Origin of the sequence: Serratia sp. szju, assembly GCF_044594185.1 — a bacterium.
Lineage (GTDB): Bacteria > Pseudomonadota > Gammaproteobacteria > Enterobacterales > Enterobacteriaceae > Serratia > Serratia bockelmannii.
Genome location: NZ_CP172576.1, coordinates 737,481 through 756,534 on the forward strand (window position 1 = coordinate 737,481; position 19,054 = coordinate 756,534).

18 protein-coding genes and 1 pseudogene are annotated in these 19,054 nt (G+C 61.2%); 5 read left to right on the forward strand and 14 right to left on the reverse strand.

Annotated features, from left to right (window positions below):
* Positions 1–123 precede the first annotated feature (123 nt).
* From RE418_RS03615 to RE418_RS03650, 8 genes are all read right to left on the reverse strand, one after another.
* On the reverse strand, positions 124–1,350 hold the full coding sequence (locus tag RE418_RS03615) for a RhtX/FptX family siderophore transporter (protein WP_213928181.1): 1,227 nt from the start codon (positions 1,348–1,350) through the stop codon (positions 124–126).
* A gap of 3 nt (positions 1,351–1,353) precedes the next feature.
* The gene (locus tag RE418_RS03620) at positions 1,354–2,775 is read right to left on the reverse strand and encodes a PepSY domain-containing protein (protein ID WP_233494372.1); all 1,422 of its coding nucleotides are present in this window, start codon (positions 2,773–2,775) and stop codon (positions 1,354–1,356) included.
* Complete coding sequence (locus RE418_RS03625) at positions 2,772–3,020, reverse strand: hypothetical protein (RefSeq protein ID WP_049279053.1); 249 nt, start codon at positions 3,018–3,020, stop codon at positions 2,772–2,774. The genes RE418_RS03620 and RE418_RS03625 overlap by 4 nt, the downstream gene beginning before the upstream one ends.
* Positions 3,020–5,158, reverse strand: coding sequence for a TonB-dependent siderophore receptor (locus RE418_RS03630; protein WP_199559658.1), 2,139 nt, complete (start codon positions 5,156–5,158; stop codon positions 3,020–3,022). Before RE418_RS03630 ends, RE418_RS03625 begins: the two co-directional genes overlap by 1 nt.
* A gap of 87 nt (positions 5,159–5,245) precedes the next feature.
* Positions 5,246–6,883: an ABC transporter ATP-binding protein gene (locus RE418_RS03635; RefSeq protein WP_089181624.1), complete on the reverse strand. Its 1,638-nt coding sequence runs from the start codon at positions 6,881–6,883 to the stop codon at positions 5,246–5,248.
* Positions 6,873–8,549 (reverse strand): ABC transporter ATP-binding protein, encoded by a 1,677-nt coding sequence (locus RE418_RS03640; RefSeq protein WP_089181623.1) that lies wholly within the window; start codon positions 8,547–8,549, stop codon positions 6,873–6,875. The genes RE418_RS03635 and RE418_RS03640 overlap by 11 nt, the downstream gene beginning before the upstream one ends.
* Positions 8,550–8,649: 100 nt before the next feature.
* The gene (locus RE418_RS03645; RefSeq protein ID WP_089181622.1) at positions 8,650–9,528 is read right to left on the reverse strand and encodes an AraC family transcriptional regulator; all 879 of its coding nucleotides are present in this window, start codon (positions 9,526–9,528) and stop codon (positions 8,650–8,652) included.
* Between the two features lie 122 nt (positions 9,529–9,650).
* The gene (locus RE418_RS03650; protein ID WP_145956992.1) at positions 9,651–10,673 is read right to left on the reverse strand and encodes a LacI family DNA-binding transcriptional regulator; all 1,023 of its coding nucleotides are present in this window, start codon (positions 10,671–10,673) and stop codon (positions 9,651–9,653) included.
* Between the two features lie 284 nt (positions 10,674–10,957).
* Between RE418_RS03650 and ascF the strand changes: the two genes are divergently transcribed.
* On the forward strand, positions 10,958–12,400 hold the full coding sequence (gene ascF / locus RE418_RS03655) for a PTS cellobiose/arbutin/salicin transporter subunit IIBC (protein ID WP_089181621.1): 1,443 nt from the start codon (positions 10,958–10,960) through the stop codon (positions 12,398–12,400).
* 220 nt (positions 12,401–12,620) lie between these two features.
* Positions 12,621–14,043 (forward strand): annotated as a pseudogene (locus RE418_RS03660) (6-phospho-beta-glucosidase); the annotation flags it as partial.
* Positions 14,044–14,073: 30 nt separating this feature from the next.
* Here the strand turns inward: RE418_RS03660 and RE418_RS03665 are convergent.
* The 4 genes from RE418_RS03665 to RE418_RS03680 form a co-directional block, all read right to left on the reverse strand.
* The gene (locus tag RE418_RS03665; protein WP_399676253.1) at positions 14,074–14,493 is read right to left on the reverse strand and encodes a putative T6SS immunity periplasmic lipoprotein; all 420 of its coding nucleotides are present in this window, start codon (positions 14,491–14,493) and stop codon (positions 14,074–14,076) included.
* A gap of 13 nt (positions 14,494–14,506) precedes the next feature.
* The gene (locus RE418_RS03670) at positions 14,507–14,932 is read right to left on the reverse strand and encodes a putative T6SS immunity periplasmic lipoprotein (protein WP_089181618.1); all 426 of its coding nucleotides are present in this window, start codon (positions 14,930–14,932) and stop codon (positions 14,507–14,509) included.
* 11 nt (positions 14,933–14,943) lie between these two features.
* Positions 14,944–15,117: a hypothetical protein gene (locus tag RE418_RS03675; protein WP_315902317.1), complete on the reverse strand. Its 174-nt coding sequence runs from the start codon at positions 15,115–15,117 to the stop codon at positions 14,944–14,946.
* A gap of 76 nt (positions 15,118–15,193) precedes the next feature.
* Positions 15,194–15,478: a hypothetical protein gene (locus tag RE418_RS03680; RefSeq protein ID WP_399675819.1), complete on the reverse strand. Its 285-nt coding sequence runs from the start codon at positions 15,476–15,478 to the stop codon at positions 15,194–15,196.
* 400 nt (positions 15,479–15,878) lie between these two features.
* Here RE418_RS03680 and RE418_RS03685 point away from each other — a divergent pair, with 400 nt between their 5' ends.
* The 3 genes from RE418_RS03685 (at position 15,879) to RE418_RS03695 (ending at position 17,678) form a co-directional block, all read left to right on the forward strand.
* Complete coding sequence (locus tag RE418_RS03685) at positions 15,879–16,121, forward strand: ash family protein (RefSeq protein WP_089181616.1); 243 nt, start codon at positions 15,879–15,881, stop codon at positions 16,119–16,121.
* Positions 16,016–16,324: a hypothetical protein gene (locus RE418_RS03690; RefSeq protein ID WP_089181615.1), complete on the forward strand. Its 309-nt coding sequence runs from the start codon at positions 16,016–16,018 to the stop codon at positions 16,322–16,324. Before RE418_RS03685 ends, RE418_RS03690 begins: the two co-directional genes overlap by 106 nt.
* 229 nt (positions 16,325–16,553) lie before the next feature.
* Positions 16,554–17,678: an HNH endonuclease signature motif containing protein gene (locus tag RE418_RS03695; protein WP_346402165.1), complete on the forward strand. Its 1,125-nt coding sequence runs from the start codon at positions 16,554–16,556 to the stop codon at positions 17,676–17,678.
* 276 nt (positions 17,679–17,954) lie between these two features.
* On the opposite strand, the gene RE418_RS03700 is transcribed toward RE418_RS03695, so the two are convergent.
* Both RE418_RS03700 and RE418_RS03705 read right to left on the reverse strand, forming a co-directional pair.
* Complete coding sequence (locus RE418_RS03700; RefSeq protein ID WP_089181613.1) at positions 17,955–18,335, reverse strand: putative T6SS immunity periplasmic lipoprotein; 381 nt, start codon at positions 18,333–18,335, stop codon at positions 17,955–17,957.
* Positions 18,332–18,856 (reverse strand): type IV secretion protein Rhs, encoded by a 525-nt coding sequence (locus tag RE418_RS03705; protein ID WP_089181612.1) that lies wholly within the window; start codon positions 18,854–18,856, stop codon positions 18,332–18,334. Before RE418_RS03705 ends, RE418_RS03700 begins: the two co-directional genes overlap by 4 nt.
* Between the last annotated feature and the right edge of the window lie 198 nt (positions 18,857–19,054).

The following is a 19,054-nucleotide window of genomic DNA, read 5'->3' on the forward strand; positions in this document are numbered from 1 at the left end:
TCGCCCCCTTCTGAAAATACGGCCCGGCCGCCACCGAACCACGCTGGCTCTGGCCGGCCGGGAAACTGGACCGTTTCGCGGTTAAACATCGAGGCCGGGCTTAACCGGCCCCAGCGATCGCCTCTACTCTTCTTGCCGCTGCGCCCCCGCATGGCGCCGGTAGTTGGCCAGGTTGATGCCCAGCAGCAGCACGGCCAGCGCGGCCGCCAACCCGAAGGAGAAACGGTAACCGAGGCTGGCGGTCATCCCCACCATCAGCATATTGCTGACCATTTCCCCGATATCGCGCGAGCTTTGCACCATGGTCATGTCAGTGCCCGCCTGATCGCCCTGCGCGGCGAACTGCATGCCGGCAGTCATGATAGCGACCGAGGTCACGCCGGAAGCCAGCGCGCCGCCCATCACCGCGGCGATCACGCCACCGGATTGCAGGCCCCAGTTGGCCATCGCCAGCCAGCATAACGCGGCGCCCAGCGCGCAACCCAGGCCAACCGCGAACGCCTTCCACACCCCGAGCCGGCTCACCAGCCAGGCGCCGCCGCCGCACCCGAGCACCAGCGTCACCATGCCGCCGGCCATGCCTATCTGGCCGATCTGCGCCGGCGTCCAACCGTGATCGGTTAAAAACAGCTTGGCCAACCCGAAGCCGGATACCGCGGTCACCGCCGACAGCAGCGTGAGCGTCAGCAACCGCGCCGCGCCGCGACGGCGCAGCGTGCGCAGCAGGCTGGCCGGACGCGAAGCGGCGCGTTCGGGCGGCAGATCGGCGTGTTGCCGGAAGCGGCCAATCGCCAGCAGGCTGGCGGCAGGGAAGATCGCCATCGCCAGCAGCGCACCCTGCACGCCGACTCTGGCGCTCAGCATCATCATGCCCGCCCCGCCGACGAAGAAGCCGCTCATCACCCCGGCGATTTGAATGGCATTGACGCGCGACAGCAACTCACCGCTGACGTGTTCCGCCGCCATGCCGTCGGTGGCGATATCCTGCGTAGCGCTGGCCAGCGACGCGACGACCAGCAGCGCGACGCACAGCCCGGCCGCCGCTGCGGAAATGCCGACCGCGCTGAGCAGGATCAGGCACAGCGTCACTACGCACTGCAGCGGAATAATCCAACTGCGGCGGCGTCCGAAGCGCGGCGACCAGTGATTGTCCACCAGCGGCGCCCAAAGAAACTTCACCACCCAGGGCAGCCCCACCAGCTGCAAAAACGCCAGCGCCTGCAGGCTGGCGCCGTCATGGCGCAGCAGGGTCGGCAACGCATCCATGGCGATGCCGATCGGGATGCCCTGGCTGAAATAGAGCAGCCCCAGGGTCAGCACCAGATGCCGATGTTGCAATAGTTGTCGCATATTTTACTCCGATTGGCGCGGCCAGGCGCCGCGCGATTGCCATAACAAGGCGCCGGCGGCGAACAGGGCCGCGCTGACCAACAATAAAGCGCTGTCCAGCCAGTACAGGCCGGGGCCGGCGCTGAGCATATGGCCGAGCGCCGCCGCCAGCAGCGCCGTGCCGCCGACCATTCCGCTGCCGAACAAGAGCCACCCCGGCCAAACCCGCCACGCCGACAGCGCCACCGCGCCCCACATTCCCCAAAACAGCCAGGCGGCAGGGAACGCCGCCAGCGGCCGGGCGGCCAACAGCAAACTTCCCGCCACCGTCAGACCGCAGCAGACGCCGGTGATAAAGCGCGCGGCACGGCGCTGCGGCTGCCGCAGGCACCACAATCCCAGCCCGCTCAGCGCCAGCGTCGCCGCGCCGAACCCGGCCAGAAAATGCAATGCGCTCACCGCCGCCGCCGCCCGCGGCAACCAGGCGTATTGGCCATAGTGCAACGGCTGTACGGCGATGAACGCGCGCGTCCATGGCCCCTGACGAGCGGCGCTGCGCCGCATCAGCGCCGGCTGCTCGCCGCTGCCGAAACGAAATTGCTCGAACAGCGCGCTGCTGGGAATGCCGCGGGTGACGCCGCCCACCGCCAGCAGTGCGCCATCCGGCGCGCGCTGCAGGGTTTGCGGCGTAAATTCCGGCGCCTGGCGCCGCAGCGCCGCCAGCGTCTGCGCGGGAGTACGCCCGGCGTCAGGCATCGGCAGCGCGGGCTGCGTGCCGCCCATCAGCTGCGCCATCACCCGCTGTGGCGCACCGGGGCTGACGCGGTCGGCCAGCAGCACCGTACCGAGCGCGCCGAGGCCGGACAGCGCGCCGGTCAAAGCGAACATCATCAGCCACGGATAGCACCAAAGCCCCAACAGATTGTGCAGATCGAACAGCAGCACCCGCAGCCCCTGACGCCGCCGCAGCTGCAACAGCTGGCGCAGCCGTCGGCCATGCAGCGCAATCCCGCTGATCAGCAACACAGTGAACGCAATGCCGAACAGGCTGAGAAACACCCGACCGGGAAAGCCGAGAAACAGGTTCTTGTGCAGCGTCACCAACAGCGTGGTCGGCGCCGTCAGGCTGATCGGCCGCCCGCTGACGGCGCTCAGCGCAAGGGCGCAGTCGTCCGGGGCGCGGCAAAAGCGAATCACCGGATAACGCACGCTCGGCAGTATGACGTAAGGCGCCGCGCCGTCTTCACCGTAGGCTTTCGCGTCGTCCAGCAGCTGCGCCAACGGCCGTTGCTCGCCGCTCATCGTCACGCCGTTCCACCACAGCGTGAAGCTGTCGCCGGCCAGGCTCCAGCAGCCGGTGAACAGGATCACGAACAGCGCGCAGCCGAACAGCGCGCCGCAGCCCCGATGCAGCGCCGCCAACGCCCGTCGCGCGACGGCGTTCATCGCCACGCCTCCAGCAACGCCAGCGGCAGCGGCCACCACAGCCAGGCGCGCAGCAGCGTGCGACGCCAGTCCGGCGCCAGCAGGCTATACGTCAGCAACGCGATGCCGCCGAACAGCGCCAGAAACAGCGCGCCGTAAAGCCGATCGAGCGGGTCGGCCGAGGGGTAGCCGCGCGCCAACAGCAGCGCCAGGGTAACGCCCCCCATGGCGCTGCCGAGGCACGCCGCCCATACGCGCGGGCTCATCAGAACTCGGCCTTGACGGTGAACATCAGGTTGCGCGGTTCACCGTAACGGTTGTTCCACTGCGGCGAGAACAGCCCGGCGTAGTAACGGCGATCGAACAGGTTGTTGACGTTGAGCGCCGCCGACCAGGTCTCGTCGATGCGATACCCCAGCCGGGCGTTGACCAGCGCATAGCCGCCCTGACGCAGCGTCGTCGCGCCGTTGGCGCTGCTGAACGCGCTCTGCGCCTGGATGCCGCCGCCGATGCTCCACTTGCGCTGATCCCACGGCAGATCGTAATCGCTCCACAGCCGCAGCATATGACGCGGCGTCAGGCTGTTGTAGGCGCGCCCCTGGTTGCTGACGTCGCGGGTGTAGCGCGTGTCGGTATAGGTGTAGCCGAGCGTGACGTCCCACCAGGGCGTGAGATAGCCGCGCCCTTCCAGTTCGAAGCCTTCGCTGCGCGCCTTGCCGCCGCTGATGTACCAGGTATCGAAACCGCCGCCCGGATGATCGGGGTCCACCTGCGGATTGTTCTCCAGATCGATGCGGAACGCCGCCGCCGAGAGGTTGAGCGCGCCGTGCATCAGCGACGCCTTCACCCCGCTTTCCAGCGTGCGGCCTTCAACCGGCTTCAGCATCTGCCCGCTCCAGGTTTTGCCGGTCTGCGGCTGGAACACCGTGGCGTAGCTGGCATACCACGACCAGTCTTCGGCGAAGTCCCAGATCAGGCCGCCGTAGGGCGTCAGGCGCGCGTTCTCCTCCAGGCTGTCGCTGGGTGAACGCAGCTGCCACCAGCTCTCACGCGCGCCCGCCACCAGCGTCAGCGGTTCCGCCAGTTTGATGCGGCCCATGCCGTACACCCCGCGCTGAATGGTTTTGGTCGATCCCGGCGAACCGTAGGCACCGATCGCCGGCTTCGGCACGCCGTGCGGATCCCAGCGATAGACGTTAACCGGCACCTGAAACGCCGGATCTAACTGCGCGGTGAACTGCTCCTCTTCGGCATGAGTGTAGCTGGCGCCGACGATCAGCTCGTGCTGTCGTCCCCAGGCGTCGATCTTGCCGTTCAGGCTGGCATCCAGCCCCAGCTGCCGGTTGCGGAAACGATAGGCGCCCCCCATCAGCGCCGCGCCGTCGCCGGTGGCCGGATCGACGTTGCCCCAGGCGCCGGCATACAGCAGCCGCGACTTGGCATACAGATAATCGCTGCTCAGCTTGAGCTGCCAGGCGTCGTTCAGCCGCTGCTCCACGGCGGCGAACAGCCGCGTGGTGTCCCATTTGAAGCGATCCCAGTCCACGTCCAGATAGGTGCTGCGCGGCAGGTGCAGATCGCTGCCGTCTTTCCCCATCGGCACCCCGGCCATGTTGGTGACGGAATCGATGGTCTGGTACTGCGCGCCGACGCGCAGCAACGTGTCCGGCGTCAGATCGGCATCAACGGTGGCGTACAGCAAACGGGTTTTCTGATCCGAGACGCGATAGAAATAATCGCGATCTTCCCATGCCATCACCGCCCGGCCGCGCACGCTGCCCGAGGCGTTCAGCGGGCCGCCCACATCCGCTTCGCCGCGATACTGATTCCAGCTCCCGGCGCTGGCGGTAAACTGCGTGCGGTTTTGCGCCAGCCCGTGCTTGCGCACCATGTTGACCGTGGCCGCCGGGTTGCCGAGCCCGTGCAGCAGGCCGTTGGAGCCGCGCAGGATCTCCACCCGCTCGTACACCGCCATGTCCTGCGGCGAGCTGGCGGTATTGCCCAGCAGCGTCGGCACGCCGTCCAGTTCGAACGAATCGATCTTGAAGCCGCGCGCATACCACGCGGTGGTCAGCAACACGAAGGGGGCGCTGGTGACGCCGGTGGCGCGCGTCATCACCGCGTCCAGCGAAGTGAGGTTCTGTTGGTCCATCTGCTGGCGATCGATCACGCTGACCGACTGGGCCACTTCACGCGGTTTCAGCGGGATTTTCCCCAGCGTGGTGACGCCGGGAGCCACATAGTCATCCCGCGCCGCCGCGCCGGCGGTCACGGTGAGGGTATCTTCTTTTACGTCCGTTTTGGCCGGCGCATCCTGCGCCAGCGCCCCGGTGCCGCACAGCGCGCACAGCAACGCGCCGCGGCGCGTCGCGGCCGCCACTGGTGAGAGGTGAATGAGTCGCATGTTTTTCCCTGGTTGTTATTGTTAAATGATAATCGTTATCAATCTAACAAAACGGCCGCCGCGACTTTTTCGATTGCCGGAGTTTCTCTATCGATCGCCGGTCATTTTCGCCTGGCAGAAACGGGCGAACCATCCCCCCGCCTCGCGCAGCGCATCCGGGCTGCCCGCCGCCGTCAGCCGCCCGCCTTCCAGCACCCACACCCGATCCGCCCGACAGGCCAACGCGGGATCGTGGGTGACGACAACCCGCGTGCCGGGCCAGCCGGCCAGCAGGGCCGCCACGCGCTCGGCGTTGCGCCGATCCAGACTGGCGCCCGGTTCATCCAACAGCAGCCGGGGAGCCCCCTGCAGCAGCGTGCGCGCCAGGCACAGCCGCTGCTTCTGCCCGCCGGAGAAACGATCGCCGTCGCTGCCGACCTCTTCTTCCAGCACGTCGGGCGGCAGATCCAGCGCCGCCAACAGCGCCAGCAGACGCTCATCGCCGATATCCGTTCGCCCCTGGGTCAGATTCCAGCGCACGCTGCCGCGCAGCAGGCGATTGTCTTGCCACATCACGCCACGCCCGCTCGCCAATTGCCGCGCTGACAGCGCGCGCACGTCACCGCCGCCGTAGAACACCCGCCCCGCCGTCGGATCCTGCGTGCGAGCCATCAGGCTCAGCAGGCTGCTTTTGCCGGCGCCCGAAGGGCCGACGATCGCCAACATCTCTCCGGCGGCACAGGCTCCGCCTATCTCCCGCAACCGCCAACCGCCGTGCGCCGCCGCCAGGCTCAGCGCCTCAAGCGCGATGCCGTCGTCCTGCGGCGCCGGGCTGTCCCGCTCCGGCAACGGCAGCGCGGGCGCCGCCAGCGTCTGGCGCAGTTGGCCCCAGCCGTTCTTCAACTGACGCAGCGCCTGATCGAGGTGAGAAAGCTGAAGCAGCGGCTCCAACGAGCGGGCCAGAACAATCATCAGCGCCAGCCATTGGGCGGCGTTCAGGCGCTGCGCCAACACCTCATGGGCGCCGAACCACAATGCCGCCAACAGCGTCAGCTGCAACCCGGCGCTGAACAGCAGATGATACGGCAGGCTTTGGCGCAGCAGCGCGGCATGCGCTCGATGATGGCTATCCAACCGCTGCGTCAGCGCTTCGGCGGCGGCGGCCTGCCCGTAGCCGAAGCGCAGCAATGCCTGATGACGGGCAAACTGCATCAGCGCCCCTTCGATATTCTGGTTGGCCTCCCCCAGCTCCCGCTCTCGCCGGTGCAGCCGGACCGCCGAACCGCGCAACACCAGCGCCAACAGCACGCCGGCCGCCAGCAACGCCAGCGCCATTCCCAGGCTCTGCCAGGTCAGCCCGGCGACCAGCGTCAACGGCGTGACGATCGCGCCAACCAGCGGCGCCAGCAGGTGCGCCGGCGCCGACATCGCCTGGCCGATCGCCCCGGTCAACAGGCCCGGCGTCTGCTCCTGCGGCGACAGCGCGCGCGGCAGACGGCGGAACAGCGCCCGCAGCAACGCGTTCATCACCGCGCCGCCGGCGAAGAAACCGCGGGTGGCCGCCGCATACTGCACCGCCAGCGCGAGGGGCGTGGCCAGCGCCAGCAACCCTAACCAATGGCCGGGATTTTGCCGCCAGCTCGCCACCGCCGCCGCCAGCAGCAAGGCGCAGACGCCCTCCAGCGCTGCGGCCAACGCCATCAACAACAGCGCCGGGGCTAGCGCCTGCGCCAGCTCACGCTTCATCGTCCACCTCCCGGCGCTCGGCCAACGCCGCCAGCAGCGCCGGATGTTGCGCCAGCGCGGCGGGCGTGCCGACCGCCAGCAACCGCCCCTCCGCCAGCACCGCCACCCGATCGGCGCGGCGGCACAGTTCCGCGTCGTGCGTTGCCACCAGCCGAGTGGCGGGCAGCTGCGCCAGCGCCGTCAGGATGCGTTCGCGACTCTGCCGATCCTGCGCCGAAGTCGGTTCGTCGGCCAACAGCAGCGGCCGCCGCGCCAGCAACGCCCGGGCAATGGCGAGACGCTGCGCCTCCCCGCCGGAAAGCGACGGCGCCTCATCCAACCGCTCCTGCAAACGCGCCGCCAGCCCCAGCGCGGCCAGCACGCGCCGCAGCTGCGCCGCCTCCGCCCCGGCGGCGAACAGCGTCAGGTTGTCGCGCAGCGACATCGCCGGCGGCGCATGCTCCTGCGGCACCACGGCCACCATCTGATTGAATGCCTGCGCCGAAAACGCGTCGGCGGGCACGCCGTTGAGCGATACCGTTCCGCTATCCGGCTCGCTATAACGAGCGATCAACCGCAGCAGCGTGCTTTTACCGCTGCCCGACGCCCCGACAATCGCCAGCCATTCCCCCGGTTCGACGGCCAGATTGACGCCCTGCAACAACCAGCGTTCGTCCTGTCGGCAACCGAGATCGCTCAGCCGCAGCGCCGCCCCCTGCGGCGCCGAAGCGATCGCCGAGCGCTCTCCCCAGCGTATTTCGGGATGCGCCAGCAGCGCCCGAATGCGGCCGGCGGCCAGCGTCGCCGCGCGCAATGCATCGCCGCCGTGCCCCATCGCCATCACCGGTTGCGACACGCTGCGCAACAGCAACACGAACAGCGCCAGCTCCGCCAGCGTGAGATCGGGCGCCAGCCAGCGGGCGCCGAGCAACAGCCAGCCGGCCGACAGCGCGGCGCTGAGCAGCAATTGGGTCACGGCGCCGAGCGCGCCGATACGCCGCAGCCAGCGGTGAAAGGCGGCGAGAAAGTCCCGCAGGCTCTGCCGGGCGCGCGCTTCGATGCCCGCACCGGGAAACTGGCGCGCCAACAGCGGATGCGCCGCCAGCTGCCGATAATCGTCGTTCAACTGCCGAAACGCCCGATCGCGTTGTTCAAACGCCGGCCGCAGGCGCGGCGAACGGATGACGCGAAACAGCAGCGCGGCCGCCAGCAAAGGTATCAGCGCGAACAGCAGCAGCGGCCACTGCACCGCCGCCAGCAGCGCCAGCGCGCAGCCGGGCACGACGGCCAGCTGCACCAGTTCCGCCGGCGCATGGGCCACCAGCTGATGCAGCGCCTGAATGTCCTGCGACAGCGCCCGGGCGGCGCCGCTCTCGCCCTGTCGCACAAACCAGTTCAGCGGCAGGCGTGCCAGCTTGGCGGCCAATTGGCTGCGCAGCCGGTGGCACAAACGCGCGTCAAGCAGATGAGTCAGATGCAGCGCCAGCGTTTGGGCGAACAGCCACAGCGCCAGGCCACCGGCGGCGACGCCGAGCCAGAAGGGATAGGCCACCGGTGAGGCGTCCACCAGCCGGGCGATCGCCAGCCAGGGAAACAGCGAGCTGACGCCGGCCAGCGCCTGCAGCGCCAGCGCGGAATACAACATGATGCGGAAAGGACGCGTCAGCGCCCGCAGGTCACTCAGCATGAGATCCTCCACGGCAAAGGCGCCTACTGTAGCCACAAGCGGCGGGCGCCTTCATCCGCAAAGGCTTTCGTCGGCGGGACTTTTTCTTTCGATTGCGTGGCTAACGCTTTTTGACGTCGCAGGGCATGACGCCAAAACGCTTGCGGAAAGCGACGGAGAAGTGCGCCGGCGTATAACCCACCTGCCAGGCGACGGTGGAAACGTGCAGATCCTGCTCGCTCAGCAAGCGCCAGGCGGTTTGCAGCCGGTGCTCCTGCAGCAGGCCGAACACGCTGGCGCCAAACAGCTGGCGGAACCCTTGCGTGAGTTTGCGGGTATTCAACCCGGCGCGTTGCGCCAGTCGATCCAGGCTCGGCGGCTGCTCCATCTCCGCCAACAGGATTTCACGCGCCAGCTGCAGGCGCGCCACGTCCCGCGCAGCCAGGCGCACGCCAACGGACGGCGCGGCGGCGCTGTGGTTCCAGCATTGATGCAGGCAATGCGCCGCCAGTTCGTTGGCCTTGGCGCTGAACCACAGCCCGCGCTGAGACTCGTGCAACGGGCAGGCGAACAGCTGCCGGGCCTGGCCAATCAGCGCTGCCGGCGCCGCCAGCGGCACCAACTGCGCATGCCGCCGCCCATCGAGGCCGGGCGGCAGGCGGACATCGTTCTGTTCCAGCCAGGCGGCGGAGAACTGCAACAGGGTGTAATCGAGCGGTTCGCCGGCCTGGAACAGGTTGTTCAACACGAAGTCGTCCCGCCCGGCGGCCAGCAACAGCGAAGGGCCGTTCAGCTCCACCTGCGGCCCCGTTCCGCTTTCACAGCGCAGACGCCCGCGGCGGATCACCACGATCTTCAGGCCCGCGCGGTGGGGTTCATCCAGCTCGATATCGACGTCGGCGGCCAACACGCCGCGCCGCGCGCGCAGCATGTCCGACAGCGCATAGTCCTGCGCTTGCTGATGATATTCCTGCAGTAACCGTTGAGGGGACGTAGACATGTTCGCCCTGCCTGTGAGTGATGACGCCGACGTCGGCGAGGTTTTTGATAGTGATTCTCATTAGCAATATAAGGCCGGCCGACGGGTTTGTCTATTGAGGCGATGGATGAAAAATCGGCAGATCAGTTACCAACCCAATACGGCCCCGCCGCCACCGACTCGCGCTCGATCAGGCTGGCCGGGAAACTGGGGCGCTTGCTCAGCTCGCCGCCGTCCAGCATCGACAGCAGGCGGTTGATGGTCTCCTGGATCATCTCGGTGACCGGCATCTTCATGCTCGACAGCGATGGCACGGTATAGGGCGCCAGCGGGATGTCGTCAAAGCCGATGACCGATACCGCCTCCGGCACCGCCACGCCGCGCTCCGCCAGCCGCTTCATCGCGCCGATGGCCATCTCGTCGTTGCCGGCGACGATGGCGCTGAACGGCTGCCCGCCGGCCAGCAGCGCATCGACCGCCGCCACGCCGCTTTGCGCGTGCCATTTTCCTTCGACGATCAACGCCTCGTTAACCGCAATGCCCTGCTGCGCCAGCGCGGACTTGTAGCCGGAAAGCCGCTCCAGCCCGGTGGGGGAATCGAGCGAGCCGGTGATAAAAGCGATGTCGCGATGGCCGCGCGCGATCAGGTGCGCCACCGCCGCCGCGCCGGCGGCGTGCTGATCGCTGAAGATGCAGTAGCTGTCGTTCAGCCGCAGCCGCCGGTTGATCACCAGAATCGGCTGGCGGTGTTGGGAGACGATCTCGTCCATTTCCGCGATCGACAGAAAACGCGGATAGATAATCACCCCGTCGCAGCGCAGATCCAGCAAAAACTGAATGGCGGCCCGCTCCTCTTCGGCGGTGTGCTTGCCGTCCGCCAGGATCAGTTGGCGGCCGTTCGCCTCCATGATGCGCGCCGACTGCGCCATCAGTTCGCTGAAATAGTTGCCGCTGTAGAGAGTGTTGGTGACCACCAGACCGAGGGTTTGGGTGGTGTTGGTCGCCAGGCTGCGCGCCAGCAGGTTGGGCCGATAGCCGGTTTCCGCGATGGCTTTATCCACCAACGCGCGTTTCTCCTCGCTGACATAGCCGCTGCCGGACAAAACGCGCGACACCGTCGCCTTTGAAACGCCGGCCTTTTTCGCCACCTCGAGTATCGTTGCCATCTGTGCGCCGCCAAAATCCATGGGTTCAGCGCAGTCTACCCAAGACGCCCGGCGTTTGGAACGTTTTCACGCCCCTGCGCGTCGGCACTCACTTATCCCTGACGATCCAGATCACGAAAACGAAACGCCAAAAATCATAGTTCTTGCCAACCATAAAACGCCAATACATGATTTTGTGAAACCGGTTTCTTATGGGCGTTTCATACGGATGGAACGACGGATCGCCCAGGCAGTAAATATTCGCCTTTGGGCTATCCGAATTGCTATCTGAGAGACGACACGCCATGCCGAAGAACTACGCAGAGATCTCGCACACCATCGTGGCCGCCCTGGGCGGCACGGGCAATATCGAGGCCGTGACCCACTGCATGACCCGCCTGAGATTCGTGGTGAAAGACAAAGCGCGGATCGACACGCCGGCGCTGAAGGCCATCGACGGCGTGCTGGGCGTGGTGCACAGCGGCGAGCAGTGCCAGGTGATCATCGGCAACGAGGTGGCCAAGGCCTATCAGGCGGTGCTGGCGCTCGGCATGCCGGGCGCGGCGGCCCCCGCCGCCCCGGTGAAGCGCAAGCTCACCCTGAAGGGCATCGGCGCCGGCATTCTCGACGCGCTGGTGGGCACCATGTCGCCCCTGATCCCCGCCATCATCGGCGGCTCGATGGTGAAGCTGCTGGCGATGATCCTGGATATGGCCGGGGTATTCGAGAAAGGCTCCTCGACCCTCGTCATCCTCAACGTGATCGGCGACGGCGCGTTCTTCTTCCTGCCGGTGATGGTCGCCGCCTCGGCGGCGCTGAAGTTCAAAACCAACATGTCATTGGCGATCGCCATCGCCGGGGTGCTGGTGCATCCCAACTTTATCGATCTGATGGCCAAGGCGGCGCAGGGCCAGGCGGTGGAATTCGCCTTCATCCCGGTGACGGCGGTGAAATACACCTACACGGTGATCCCGGCGCTGGTGATGACCTGGATCCTGTCGCACATCGAACGGGGGGTGGATCGCATCACCCCGGCGGTGACCAAGAACTTCCTCAAGCCGATGCTGATCGTGCTGATCGCCGCGCCGATCGCCATTCTACTTATCGGCCCGCTCGGCATCTGGATCGGCAGCGGCATCTCTGCGCTGGTCTACACCGTGCACGGCTACCTGGGCTGGCTTTCCGTGGCCATCATGGGGGCGATTTGGCCGCTGCTGGTGATCACCGGCATGCACCGGGTGTTCACCCCGACCATCATCCAGACCATCGCCGAGACCGGCAAAGAGGGCATGGTGATGCCTTCGGAGATCGGCGCCAACCTGTCGCTGGGCGGCGCTTCGCTGGCGGTGGCGCTGAAAACCAAGAACCGCGAGCTGCGCCAGACCGCGCTGGCCGCCGCCGCCTCCGCCATCGTGGCGGGGATTTCCGAACCGGCGCTGTACGGCGTGGCGGTGCGCCTGAAGCGGCCGCTGGTCGCCAGCCTGATCAGCGGCTTCGTCTGCGGCGCGGTCGCCGGCATCGGCGGGCTGGCCAGCCATTCGATGGCCTCGCCCGGGCTGTTCACCAGCGTGCAGTTCTTCGATCCGGCCAACCCGATGAGCATCGTGTGGGTGGTGGCGGTGATGGCGCTCTCGGTGGTGCTGTCGTTCGCGCTCACGCTGATGCTGGGCTTCGAGGATCTGCCGGAAAACGCCGCCGCGCCCGGCCAAACCGCACCGGCGGCGAACGCCGCCAGCGCAACGCATTAACGTATATTTATACCCTAAATAATTGGAGCGGCATCAAGGCGGCAAGAGAGCGAATCCCGATGAGCTTACACAAGTAAGTGATTCGGGTGACAAATCTGCCAGGAGCAGATTTGAACGCTGCTTGCAGCGGCCCCGAAGGGGCGTGGCCCATGGACGGGCCACGTAACTAAACGCAGCCAACACGGATGCAGCTTCAAGTATGACGGGTATTGAGGATTGCATGTCTGACTCAACATTCCCTAAAGGATTTTTATGGGGCGGCGCTTTAGCCGCCAACCAGGCGGAAGGCGGCTATCGCGAGGGCGGCAAAGGGCTGACCACCGTCGATATGCTCCCGCACGGCGCCAACCGCATGGCGGTCAAACTCGGGCTGGAGAAGCGCTTTAACCTGCGCGACGACGAGTTTTACCCCAGCCACGACGCCATCGATTTCTACCACCGCTACCGCGACGACATCGCGCTGATGGCGGAGATGGGCTTTACCGTGTTCCGCACCTCCATCGCCTGGAGCCGGATTTACCCCAACGGCGACGAGCTGACGCCCAACGCCGAAGGCATCGCCTTCTACCGCAGCCTGTTCGAAGAATGCCGCCAATACGGCATCGAGCCGCTGGTGACCCTGTGCCACTTCGACGTGCCGATGCACCTGGTGACCGAATACGGCTCCTGGCGCAGCCGCAGGATGGTGGAGTTCTTCACCCGCTACGCCCGCACCTGCTTCGAAGCCTTCGACGGGCTGGTGAAATACTGGCTGACCTTCAACGAGATCAACATCCTGCTGCACAGCCCGTTCTCCGGCGCGGGGCTGGTGTTTGAAGCGGACGAAAACCCCGAACAGGTGAAATACCAGGCCGCGCACCACGAACTGGTGGCCAGCGCGCTGGCGACGCGCATCGCCCACGAAGTGAACCCCGCCAACCAGGTGGGCTGCATGCTGGCCGGCGGCAACTTCTACCCGTGGTCCAGCAAGCCGGAAGACGTGTGGGCCGCGCTGGAGAAAGACCGCGAGAACCTGTTCTTTATCGACGTGCAGGCGCGCGGCGCTTACCCCTCCTACGCTGCCCGCGTCTTCCGCGAGAAAGGCGTGAGCATCGCGATGGAACCGGAAGACGCCGACATCCTGAAGCACACCGTCGACTTCGTCTCCTTCAGCTACTACGCCTCACGCTGCGCCTCCGCCGACATGAACGACAACAACAGCAGCGCCGCCAACGTGGTGAAATCGCTGGCGAACCCGCACGTGCCGCGCAGCGACTGGGGCTGGGGCATCGATCCGCTGGGGCTGCGCATCACCATGAACATGATGTACGACCGCTACCAAAAGCCGCTGTTCCTGGTGGAAAACGGTCTGGGCGCACACGACGAGTTCAATGCAGCAGGCGAGATTGAGGACGACTACCGCATCAGCTACCTGCGCGAACACATCCGCGCCATGGCCGACGCCATCGCCGACGGCGTGTCGGTGCTGGGTTACACCACCTGGGGCTGCATCGACCTGGTGGCCGCCTCGACTGGCGAAATGAGCAAGCGCTACGGCTTTGTCTACGTCGACCGCGACGACCAGGGCAACGGCACCCTCGCCCGCACTCGCAAAAAATCGTTCTGGACATGGGTATAAGAAAGTGAATCGTGCCAGCAATGGGGGGATTTGGGGTAGGTTTGGGCGGTGGGGTTTAGCGTGGGGTGCCGGAGGCTTCCAACCTCAGTTGATTGCCCTCCTGCTGTACAACGAATTCGGCGACGAATTCACGCGCAGAGGGAAACTCGCCCGCCTGCTGTTTCTTGATGGAGACCAGCTTCGCGGAGAAATGGTATTGCTGCCCCGGCGTAAATACGTAGCCCTCATCAGGGACGCACTGATTGGAGGCGATATCCCGCAGCGGATCGAAGAATTTGAACGTGCGGCTCTGCGCCTCATCCAATCGGTAGATCGAGATGCCCGCGAGTTTTTCGTCTCCCTGCGACTGAACGGTGATGCATACTTTGCCCTCACGCAGGTTGGCGGTGGCGGGATAGTCTACGGGGATACGATCGCCTATCGACGGACAGCCGGCGAGCAGGAAGGGGAATGTGTGGGGGAAGATCCGTTTCATTTTTGTCCCTGCGTTATCTGCTGTCCTGTGTGATATTTTCAATTTCGTAGACATCATTGAGCTTTGTCACTTTGAAGTGAGCAATAAAGGCCCTGCCGGAAACATCCTGCAGGTTTCTGCGCTTCTCAATCGGCACAAAATTTAGCCTCATGCTATAGGTATGATTTTCCTGAAACGGGTAATCGTTCTGCGTAACGCAAATACCCTTTTTCAGATCCTGATTCCCCACCTCAATCAATTTCTCATCCGTATCACCAGTGAGATAGAGCGTATCTTGCCTCTCGTTTTCCTTTGGTGACGGATAGATGCAGATGTCACCATTCGCTTTAGCATGGACGGTGATAGGGATATCTGGCGCATAGCGTTGATCGAGACGATCGCCAATGCAGGCGCTTAGCAAGGTCACACCAACAACGGCACAGAACAATCTCGCCTTCATAATCAATCCTCTTACTTGTAAGGAAAACCGACTAACACTTTCTCATATTTTTCTTTTACTTTTCTCACATCGGCATAGTCATTACCGCTATAAGTCACTTCCTTGCCGAAGCGATTTCTCCAAACAGCATAACCTGAAGAGGTCAACAAATGATAATCAGCAACGATCTGAGCCTGTTGCTCCATAGCGTAGTTCTTTAGATGTTTGGATCCATCCAGTTCATAACTGTAATTTGCCAACCAACTGTAGAGGCCTCGAGTCTTAACCCACATACCACGCTGGTATTGCCAATACATGAACCATTTCATGGATGAAAAGATGTTTATGACTATACCCTTCCTTTGAGAAATCGGGCACGTACCAGTCTCTAAAATACAGCTCACCATTGGGTGACATCGCAGTGTTTCGATTTTGTAAGCCAAAGGGGAAATAGCTATCGTGATGAACCCAGACTTTCCCATAAATAATTGAACCACCAAATACCGACTTCGCAAGGCCGATCTCCCCGGAGGTTAATAGCCTTAAAGCCCTCTCTTTCTTTTCCATCGTAGTGCATCCCTGTCATTATTTAAAAAAACTCACTACCGCGAGCATTAACAAAGAGGTTAATAATAGCACTCAAGGCACTCAGGATAAATATTCAACCATTCTTTTTGCATTCATTCACTCCAACGTGTTCCTTGATAACTAAATTCACACAATTAATAATTCACTTATAAAATGAATAATCCTAATTGATTGGTCAGAATTACAAATTAATAACTGCGATCTGCATTCCAACCTCATGAGTAAACAGCCTGTAATTCCATACAGCTTATTTTTTCCTTTTACTGATAACGCTATAGTTTTTTCGCTGCGGCCAAATCCGCAGCCGGAGTTAGCGTTCCGAACACTTACACAAGGCAGCATTATGTATATAATGTTGGGGCTTTAAACATCCAGAATTATGGTGGCCCAAGTGGGGGCTTCGCAAGAAGCGCCGGTTTCCTTCGTGTCCGGTAACGCTAACTCCGCTTGGGCTACCACCATGGGTTTAGCGTCTCATGTGGTAGTACGCATACGACACACTAAGGATAAAGACACATGGAAAATGTCGCCATCTCCGAAAACACCACAAGTACCCTTACTCTCTATCGCCAACTGTTTAACCACCTCGATCTTAGCGCTTTCAATCCCTCAGAACTCCTAGACCTGGCCGCCCTCTCTGCCGAACAGGCGGAAGGGCTGTGCCACGGGCTGATGCTGTTCGGTCATTTGCTGCAAAGGCCCCCACAGCTGGATACCGAGGACTGGGAGCAGATGAATCGCTACCTCAACGCCACGGCGCACCTGGTTCCTGCGCTATGTAATCTTTACGGGCGGGCGCTGCGGGAAATGGAAGCCAGCAGCTAACGTAAGCGACAATCAGGGCGATGCCTGCACTCATCGCCCTTCCCACCCACGATTTCCAATAGATCTGACTGACATATCACAACAAAAGCATTCATCAAGGTAGGCATTTCCTTCCCTACCTGGCATAGTTAACGCATTCGGTAAATCGATGAGTTAACTGCTGGGTATTGATGCATACTGCTCTCGTCAGCAAGCACATTGCTCAGAGCCAACTCGGCAATGTGAGGGAGTGGTTTTGACAACTGCAATAGAGGCGTTATCTTCAAAAGAATCCGTTTTAAAAGCCATCGAAGAATATAAAAAAATTGGCCGAGATGAATTCTTAAAACAACATGAAATAAAACGATTTAAAAAATACACCCTTCTTTATAATAGCGAGAAGTACGATATCCGCGGCATTGCCGCTAGAGCATACAGTGAGCAGCATGGCTATCCGTTTAAAGGAATCAACGCCGATAGCGGCACGGAAAAAGCCATCCAATTTCTCAAAGGTCTCGGCTTTGAGATCGTCGAAACACCACATCCTTTTGACTATTTAACCGAAGGCAAACTGTACACACGCAAAGCGCTTATCGAGCTTTACGGTGGGCAGCTGCAAGGCGGTATCTGGACCCCGCGGGAATTCCCGGTGATCTTTATCTTCACCGGAGAAAGCGGCGAAACCTACGGCTATAAAGATGGATGGACAGCCGAAGGCAGCTTCTCTTATACAGGAGAAGGCCAAAAAGGCCCTATGGAATTTATTCGGGGTAATAAATCCATCCGCGACCATAAAAAAGACGGCAAAGACATCTTCCTGTTTGAAGACAACAAGAAAGAAAAAGGCGTGCGCTATCTTGGCATGTTCGAGTGCGATTCTTGGGATCACATTCAGTGCTTAGATTTCGAAAATAACATGCGCCAAGGCATCACCTTTAACCTGTTCAAAGTCTCATCACTGCACGCGGTCGAAGAAGAAGCAGAAACCGATGAAGCCGATACGCAGACAGAAACACTCGAACAGTTACGCAAGAAGGCACTGCAGTCCTCACAGCAATCTGGCCAGCGCCAACAGAGCGACAGCAAAAAATCCTGGTTCAAACGCAGCGAAGACGTAAAAAAATATGTGCTCAAGCGCGCCAATGGCATTTGCGAAGCCTGCGAGCAGCCGGCCCCGTTCAAGAAAAGGAACGGCGAGCCCTACCTCGAACCCCACCACACCAAGCGCCTAGCCGATGAAGGTCCCGATCACCCGCAGTGGGTGGGCGCCATCTGCCCGACTTGCCATCGACGGATTCATAGCGGGGTGGATGGGAAGGAGGTGAATAAGAAGTTGATGGTGAAGTTGGAGGTGAAAGAGGCCGATTTCATATAGATTAAACGCATAGAAAATAATTCTCCTATGTCACTTACATGGATATAGGAGGGTTATTTTTCATTAAAAAACCTATTTTGTCTTCTGAAGCATTACTTTCGCTTAATAGAGGATAGACCTATCATACATCGAGTAACCAGAGATAAAAAGAGGAATAAATAGTAAGAGGAGTTTTTTCATAGTGGCAGCCCTATGCTTCCCATTACAGATTGTAATTTCTATAGAATTAATAAATTACTCTCATGATAATATTTAGTTAAAACATCTCATTGCAATCTAATCGGGCTTCAACATAATACTTTTACCTTTCTTCATCACAACAAAACTGGTTCGATATGAATTCAGCGGTGTTCTTACCAACACTGTGTATCCTTCACCGGCGATAAAATTAAACTCACCGATACCTGGTACACACTTTTTGGCTTCCAACGTTATCGGGCTGTAAGCATATGATTTTTCATATACGTAGTCATCGCCTCCTTGTTTCCAGATGGCAATATTCAGTATAGATTCGTTTTTTACGATATCGTTCTCATTAAAAAAGACGCAGACTTTACCATCTACGATCTTACTTTGTACTTGATAGAGATTAAACCTGTCACCGGTTGGGCAACCTGAGATAAAAAGAGGAAGAAGAAGGAATAAATATTTTCTCATAATGGCAGCCCTGCGCTTCTGATTATGGGGTGAAATTGTGACAATGTCCTTCTGTCCACTATCCCGATGAGTTTCCTGTTTGGCAAGCGGAAGAAGGTATTCGCCCCATATCTCTTGAGAATGAAATAGTCCGCAATTATCGATGCCTGCTGTTCCATGCTGTAGTAGCGCAGCAAAGGTTGATCAAGCCGATATTGATAGCTCACTGCCCAACTGAGAAGCCCACGGGTGCGTACCCACATGCCCTTCTGGTGCTGCCAAACGTGTGCCATCTCATGAATGAAAAGATGCTGAGCTTCAGGATCCTGGCTCGCATAATCTCTTTCATAGAGTGACCTACGAAAGTAAAGCTCCCCATTCGGGCTCATCGCCGTGTACTGATTCTGCAGCCCAAACGGCAGGTAGCTGTCGCAGTGAACCAACACGCTCTGATAGAAAATGGTGCTGCCAAACACCGAGCGTGCCAGATTGACTTCGCCCGGCGTTAACGCCCGCGTGATCCCTTCCTGTTGTGGCTCCATCCGGGAACTCCTTGATCTGAAAGGGTTCAATGAAAAACCATTTTAGCCTTTAAGGTCAATCAGATAGGCCTTAGGAAAGCATCAGGAAGATCCGGTTTTTACTGAAATGGGAAATACGTCAATACAGAGTGAAAATAGGCAGGCAGTTACAGCAGGCAGATTCCAGACACAAAAAACCACCTTTCGGTGGCTTCTTGT